This is a genomic window from Methylobacter sp. BlB1, assembly GCF_015476545.1.
Taxonomy (GTDB): Bacteria; Pseudomonadota; Gammaproteobacteria; order Methylococcales; family Methylomonadaceae; genus Methylobacter.
On record NZ_JADMKV010000109.1, the window covers coordinates 1 to 7,832 of the forward strand.

A 7,832-nucleotide genomic window follows, 5' to 3' on the forward strand; every position below is an offset into this window, starting at 1 on the left:
ACGACAAAGTCCCTCGGTAATTAGTCCGTCAGTTTCCCTCGGTAATCACATTTTTCAAACAATCATTCATTTGCATTTTGCCCCGAAATAAAGAGTATTCACCTCTCATGTTGCGCGACGCACCAGATAAAGCTGTTTATGGCCGCCTTTACTGTATTTTTCCGCCACCCGCTTAGCTGAACTCTCAAGATGAAAGCGCTTCATTTCAATTTCATTGGCATTGGCATCTATCCTGTAAAGCACGAACTTTGGTTCCGATAAAAATTCCGTAACCCAGCGCATGTCTTTTTCAGTGATATTTAATAGCTCGCATACATAAGTCAAAACAAGGCCGGGGTCTTCTTCGTGGCTGTAAACCTGAGCTATTACGCCCGGTTCTTTGTTGCTCTTTGATGCAACCCCTCGCATGAATACTTCTTTGCCGTCGATAGAAATAAATGCCCGGTAGCAACTTCCCAATCCGTGTTCGGTATATTCCTCAAAACACTGTCCGATGCATGCTTCAATTTCCTCAACAGATAACGGCAGTTCAGCCAGCTTCAGAGGACTGGCCTCTTCGCTTTGCGTCCATTTTTCAATGTTGATGATTTTGGCTGTTTTCATATTGCAACATAGCGATTTGCTGGTATAAGCCGTTGGTGTTTAGTGCGAATACCCGCAAGGGGCACAAGTAAATTCATACCTACGAGGACATATCCATATGATGAAGTTATGCTGTGAGCCGATTGAAAATCGGTTTAGCAACCTATCGCTACCACAGCAAGCGAGATAAAAAACAGCCCATGCCTAATATCAGTTAATCAATTCAGAAAGCCACTCTTAAATAACCGCAATACTTTCTGAATGGCCTGAGTGACTATGCTTCATCAGCTCTGTCACTTTAGCCCATAAAACTTTGATCCGAAATATAACGAAGGCATTAATTCCGGCACACTCACAGGCATGGAAAACTTTTGCACGATGCCGACAAGCTATTGCGTAGTTTTGCTTAGGTATTTGCGCCGATTTTAATGTTGAAAGACAAGGGATAATAATCCCAATACAGTACACAAAACTGGCCAATCAGAGAAAAAAGCGAGCAATCGAGGAGTCAGCACTCAGTCAGTATTGATATGTCGGGTCAATAGGCTGGGCGTAAATCCGCTCATCCTTCGACAAGCTCAGGACGAACGGATTTACTTTTACCCGTCAAGTTAGGATTGACTGAGTACTAGGACAATCTCACGAATTTTGAAACTTTGCCGGTTGATTCAACAGAAACCGAATAACAACGGCAAGAAACAGACAAGCGAAAATCGCTTCACATGCCTTTGGGGTAAGACTATGAACAACCAACAACGCATAGGCTATTCCTCACTCGCGAAGATATTAAGGTTGATAATTCTCGTAGTGATCTGCAACACAACAGCGGCTATTAACTTCCCGGCACACGCTGCGGATGCCGAGCCGACACTCAATAACATAGAATGCCTGTTCAACTGGGCGCAAACATTCTATCCCAATCTTTTTTCACCGCCGGTTTCAGGCACGCAGTTTTCCTCACCCTACACCTACCGTCATTACACGGGCACCAATGCTTATCTGGGCGTGTCCTCCGCCGACAACCATGTGTATTACCTGAGGCCGGACGGCACCTTGCAGGATGTAGGCAATTTATCGACCTGGCTGGGAACGTCGGGATGCGGGGAAAGGCCTTATCCGGTCATATTCATTCATGGCATAGCGTCTTCTGCAGAAACTTGGGTGCTCTTTAGAGACTACCTGATAAACAATGGCCTTTGGACATTCGGCGGCATCCCCGCTTACGACCCGGCCACCGGAACAGCCAGCATTACCTGCCCGTCCGCTCCCGGTGTTGAGTGCACAGGCAATGCAGGCGACTTCTATACGCTGAATTTCACTGATAATCAGGGTTTGTCCCTCGATGCGCAAGGGGGCGAACTGGCTGCAGTCATCAAAGCGGTCCTGGATGCAAATCCAGGCAAGACCAAGGTTCTTCTGGTGAGCCATAGCATGGGGGCGCTTGCAGCCAGGGAATACCTGCAAGGCCTGGCGCGAGAGTCAAATGCCGCAGCGACAATACCTTATCGAAAAGATGTCGCGAAACTCATTACCGTTGGGGCGCCGCACCAGGGAAGCTTCTGGGCCGAAGCGTGCAATGACACCAGTATTGGTATTCCCGATATTACCGGCAGCGTCAGTATTTGCGATCTGGTATCTACGGATATAGACCCGAACAGTGTGGCAATCGAAGATTTAAAGCCAGACAGTTCCGCTTTGAACATTCTTAACAACTTAACTGCTCATCCCCTACCGCCCGATGTAGCCTATGTTTCGATCATTGCAACGGGTCAGTCCACTCTGGTCGGTTTAATAGATTTCAAAGACGGGGATGGCATCGTATCGGACACTGACCAGGATCTGAATACTGTGGCAAGAACTCTTCCCCAGCAGAAATCGGTCAGGATTGCGGTTCCTTTCCGGGAAGAATGCGGCAATAAAATAGATGTCCCTACTATCGGAGAACTAGGCGAAACCCATACCTGTGAAACGACAGATATTGGCGTAGGGGGGGAAATTTTGAAGAATTTACAATAGGCCAGGACTTACGCAGCTTCTGTTCAACTGCCGAAACAAGCGATTTTAAAACCTGTGGGGCGACTGCCAACAGTAGGCGCTTTAGGCGAAGTCGCCCCACAGGTTTGCATAACGCCTGTAGGCGTCAAATTTTGAACGGCTGATGGCATTGGCCGTATCTGATAATCTAGCCCTTTCTTTTCTGCGATAGCATAATGCGTCCAGCAATTAATAACTGATGTTATGACAAGCACCGTTTGCCGCGCCGAGCACCGCCGCTAAAAGCGGCGGTTTCCTCGTTCCCACTGAGGACCGTGGGAACCAGGGACTGATGCTACGCATGTGTAGCCATTTATCCATTCAGTTTGCAGCAAACCTATCTAAATTTATTCCTGGGATAAAACCACATCTGATAAATGCTGACCAGAATCTGCATGCCCATAGAGATCCCCATCAAAGCGCCACTGGCGACGACCACATAGGCAAACGCGGGAAAGGATTTGGTAAGAAACCACGACAGGACATCCAGCAGCATTGCAGCGAAAGGGATGATTATCGAAACTCTCTTGACGATATTATTCAGATCGCAAAGCAGAAAGGTCTTGCCTATAAAAAATAGAAGAAAAGCCATGCCGAACAGATGAATATGTGAAATCCGGATCAGAAACGGCAGCGATGCTCCGCTGGCATGGGCAACCTCTGCCACACCCGAATAATGGGTCAGATCCGGCAAGGACGGATTAATGGCCGGAGCATGGCAGATGATGCAATCACGGTTCAGGATGGGGGCAATGTGATCGTTGTACTCCGGCTCTTTTGCGCCATTTTGTATCCATTTCAATATGACGTCCTTATCGCTTTTATATTTTAAATTGGGCTCCATAATGCCTTTTATCGCTGCGCCCAACCGAGTCTGATCGTTTGAGCCGTGATAGGCAATGATCACATCGTCTATGGATAAGCCGGCTATACCGTCGCGGCTCTGATGCGTGTAATACATATTCGCCAGGGCAACCATATAACCGATCGCAATAGTCAGCAGAAAAGCCGTATTTAAAATTCGTTCACTGACGGAAATGTGTCTGAAACGTCTATAGGCCGCATTATATCCATAAGCTTCGGAACGCCGATCGATTCCTGAACGGTAATTAGTTTCACCCATAGCTTTTTTCCTTGCTCGATGATTATGAAATACTCGGTTGTCCAATTGCTGAACGGCTTCAGAATTTGACCATCCATTCTGTACGCAGCCCGTAAGAGACATTCTCCCGTTCCTGGCCGGCCACAAAGCCATCCAGGCGCAGCACATGGTGGCGGCCGATAGCGCGCTGATAGCGGGCACCCAACCCCACTGCGCCTTCCTCTTGCTCTTGAGTGCTCGTACGGGCGCCGACTTCAAAGATAAGCTGGTCATCGATACCGCCGATAAACAGCTGATAACCGAGCGCCGTACCAACAGTATCGTCGATCTGCTGCCCGAGCGGGATTCCGTAACGGCCCATGCCCACCGGGCCATACAAAATCCCGACGTTTGCCACGGCGCTGCCCACATCCGGACTTTGCGTAATCGATGTAAACCGGTTGACGTCCCAGAATGTATTGAAATAGACGACATCGTCGGAACCAGGCAACGTGCTGGACAATTGAGACAGCAAAAGCGCGCCGCTCCCTACGTTCTTTGATGAGCTGTGTTCAGGGATGGAGGCGTTAACCCTGAACGTCGAGTTCAGCCAGCCAAAGCGTTGGGTCGATGCGATGCCCATGTACCAGGCATTTTCATCCTGATCGTCGGCGACATAAATGAAATCCAGGGCCAGGGTATTGTTCAATGCGGTATCGGCTTCCGACAACAGACCGAACAGGTTTGCCGAATGGTAGTGGTTATCGCCGAGCTCGCTGCTTCCGCGATTGAGACGATTCCAGCCATAAACACCTGTTAAACGCAGGTTTGCTATACCGTCAAACACCAGCGAATTGCGAGTGACTCCGACCATATCGATGATATCGTTCATCAACATCCCGTCCTGGAGCTTGATCGGCTGACGGCCAATGGAAAATCCGATGTCATAGGCATGGGAGTCAGTCGGGTCAAGACCTGGAAATATCTCGCCCAAATCGCCTTCAAAATAGAGCTTGGTCAGCCTGCCGTTGAGTTCTTCCCGCCAGCCGTCATCATCGCTGGGTTCGAAATTATAGCCGGTATAATCCCCGGTTTCGCGATCGAGCGGCCGCATGGAGAAGACCAGCCGCTCTGTTCCCGAAAGGTTCAGGTTGCCGTTCAAATCGAGCCGGTTGGCCCATTCCAGGTTATTTCTGCCGTTTTTTTCGAAACTCTGGAAAGCGGTGCGGAATGTTCCGAACAATAAAAACGAAGGCTGGAGCATTTGGCCGGTGAAGGTCTTGAATCCCGGCCGGATCGGCCCGTTTCCGATAAAAGGGTCGCCGATCTCTATAAGAGGATCGGGTCGATCCACCGGATCGACCGGGTATTGAACAATCTTATTGGACAGGCGCAACGGGTCTTCGCCGCTCACTGTTTCAGTCGGACTGTGGTAGAAATTGACGGCATTACGGCCTTCGGCAGTGGGAAGCGCTTGATTCCGGGCCTCTGGTAAGCTTGACTGCTTGCCATCCTGCGCTACCGCATGAGGACTTTCGGCGATAGTGAACATAGCCAGCCAAAACAACCCCCTTAAACGCCGGCATGCACTGGATTCATTCGACAATAACATCTCGCTCCCAAAGCACACGGTAAAGATCAACCAGCTTATCCCCGATCGCACGGGCACTTAGCCCGTACTCAAAGCCCGCTCCCGAGATGGCATTGATTAAATGCGGAGGAAGCTGGCCTGCCACGAGTTTGATGTTTATTCGATAAGGCTTGCGGCCGGTGAGGAGTTCGGGCTCAACAGAATAGTTCGCCCAGCGATTTCCCAGCGCCTCTATGCTTTTCTTTTGCAGCCGAAGGTCGCGAATGCCGCCGAACAATACCGCCGGCGTATCCGCGGGGCGCATGAAAATCAGTGGATTCAAAGAGTAATTGGCCGGTATCACCTGCTCGCGCTCGCCTCCGTGAATAGTGCCAACTAGTATTGGAGAGCGCAGATTGAACAGCTGCTCGTCCCTCGGCATGGCGCCGTTATGCACATACAAAGAATGGATATCGCGCACATCCCCGTTAGGATCGAGATCGCCGGAGCGAAAAAGCACGGCGCCGCCGGCATCGGTAACCGTCACCTGCAAGAATACGTTGCGCTCGGCAATCAGCCCCGAAGGCACACTGTGGCCTTCGGTCAAGTTTTTGACTTCGACGTCGAACTTGAGCCCATCCTCTTTTTCAAGAATCTTGACTTCGCCAAGACCGTATCCGTTACGCAGTAAGGTCGTGGCGCGCGCTCGGTTCTCGGCCAACAGCGCTAGCTGCTGATCGATAATTTCCCTGGCCGCCTTGCGTTCTTCGGGATCGGCCCAAATGCCCGGAAATTCCGCATCCTTGGCAACGCTGTTTTCGAATTTTTCCGTACCCCAGCCGGCTTCGACGTCAAAACTCAGCCATTCTTCGGGCGTGGCAAACTCCTGCGCCTCCGGGTTGATGGGAAAGATGCCGGGATGCACTACGGAGCTGTCGGGGCCTGGAAACATATGGTTGGTGCGCCGGGCAGGCCTGGTTTTCTCGCCGCGGACGACCGCAGCCGAAGCCAGCGGGTACTCGGAGAAAACGCCGGAAGTCGGCCCCATATGGCAGCCCTGGCAGGTCCATCCTTTTTCAGCCGCCGGCGTCTGCTTATATTCGCTGAACAGATCCTCAAAGCGGATGCCGTTGACTAAACGTACATCATGACAGCGAGCGCAGAAGCCCGGCTGGGAAACCTGTTCGAGAAGGCGCGCTTCGCGATGGGTTCTGGGCGGATTATCCCGATGCGAATCGAACACGCGCCACAGCTCATCCCCTTTTCGGGGACCGTAAATGGGATTTTTGATATCGCCAGGCTCAAGCGGAAACCGCCCGGTGATTTTACCGTAGGCTTCAGGAACCCGATGGCAGACGACGCAGGTGATCCCTTCCAAAGCCACTTTCGAACGGTTGCTGTTGCGGGTGAGAATCGGCTCGCCGGAAAACATGCCCACCTGAGTATGGCAGCGCTCGCAGAAGTCGCCCAAGGTGCCTTTGGTCAATTTCACCAACGTCGCCTGGTAAGCCAGGAATGTCGGGCTTATCTGCGCAAAAGCGTGACGAGACACAGACCATTCGCGGTAGATTTGTTGATGACAGGCGCCGCACGCCTGAGCGGAAGGAAACTCGGACTTTTTGAATAGTTCGTTGTGAGCTTTTTCCCCGGGCTGATCATCGGCATTGCTGGCTGTATTTCGCCCAGCGCCGGATGAATTGCCTTTGTGCCCGAATCCGGAACGGATGAAATTGATCAGATGCCAGATTTCCTCTTTGGCGAGGGAATTTTTAAAGCCGGGCATAGGCGCTCTGCCCGTTCTGATTTTCGTGTAGATTGTCCCGTCAGATTGCCCTAAAACCTCAGGACTGGTCAGGTTTGCCACTTTCTTACCCAGAAAAGCGGCCATTGATCCATCCCCTTTCCCGGTTTCTCCGTGGCACTGTCGGCATTCGCGCAGATACAGACTCTTGCCTGTGGCCAAAGAGGATGCATCGGCCATAATCGGATTTTCTACTTTTGCCAGACGCGGCGAAACTCGCCAAATATCAGGACGTTCTTGTGCAGCCGTCGCAGGTTCTTGCATCAGAACCAGACTGACCAGCAACAGGATTGCAGCGGCTATTCTGTAGAAACGGAATGATTTTTTTCTCATAAACAACCGTTTTAACGTCCACGCTCCTTGAAGGAAAAAGCAAGGGAACGGATGTGGTGTGAAACGGCATCGAATATTTACCAATAAATAACACGATATCAATCGGGAAAAATTCCTATCCAATTGTTTTTAATATGATTATTAGCTAGTAAAAATTTGAAAGCCGAAACTGGAGATGATGAATATAGGGCGCTGACTCGAAGGACGTCCATTCGTGCAATTACTTACAACGTAGCGACCTTGAGCGAGATGCCTATCAAATGCGATTTAGTACATACAGGTATTCATACATATTGTGTATTTGATTCGAAATATATACGGTTAGCGAATCAACGCTTCTATCGCCTTGGCATGGAAATGCTGATTGAATCTGCAATAGTGTGATTACCGAGGGAAACTGACGGACTAATTACCGAGGGACTTTGTCGTTG

5 protein-coding genes are annotated in these 7,832 nt (G+C 50.4%); 1 reads left to right on the top strand and 4 read right to left on the bottom strand.

The window, feature by feature from the left end:
- Window positions 1–105: 105 nt before the first annotated feature.
- Window positions 106–603, bottom strand: coding sequence for a hypothetical protein (locus IT781_RS21060; protein ID WP_194972144.1), 498 nt, complete (start codon window positions 601–603; stop codon window positions 106–108).
- 720 nt (window positions 604–1,323) lie between these two features.
- Between IT781_RS21060 and IT781_RS21065 the strand changes: the two genes are divergently transcribed.
- Window positions 1,324–2,598 (top strand): triacylglycerol lipase, encoded by a 1,275-nt coding sequence (locus tag IT781_RS21065; protein ID WP_194972140.1) that lies wholly within the window; start codon window positions 1,324–1,326, stop codon window positions 2,596–2,598.
- Between the two features lie 355 nt (window positions 2,599–2,953).
- Here the strand turns inward: IT781_RS21065 and IT781_RS21070 are convergent, their stop codons facing one another.
- The 3 genes from IT781_RS21070 to IT781_RS21080 are packed head-to-tail and all read right to left on the bottom strand — an operon-like array spanning window position 2,954 to window position 7,401.
- Window positions 2,954–3,739, bottom strand: a complete 786-nt coding sequence (locus IT781_RS21070; protein WP_228779334.1) for a hypothetical protein — start codon at window positions 3,737–3,739, stop codon at window positions 2,954–2,956.
- A gap of 58 nt (window positions 3,740–3,797) precedes the next feature.
- On the bottom strand, window positions 3,798–5,249 hold the full coding sequence (locus IT781_RS21075; RefSeq protein WP_194972141.1) for a hypothetical protein: 1,452 nt from the start codon (window positions 5,247–5,249) through the stop codon (window positions 3,798–3,800).
- Between the two features lie 43 nt (window positions 5,250–5,292).
- Window positions 5,293–7,401: a c-type cytochrome gene (locus IT781_RS21080; protein ID WP_194972142.1), complete on the bottom strand. Its 2,109-nt coding sequence runs from the start codon at window positions 7,399–7,401 to the stop codon at window positions 5,293–5,295.
- Window positions 7,402–7,832: the final 431 nt, after the last annotated feature.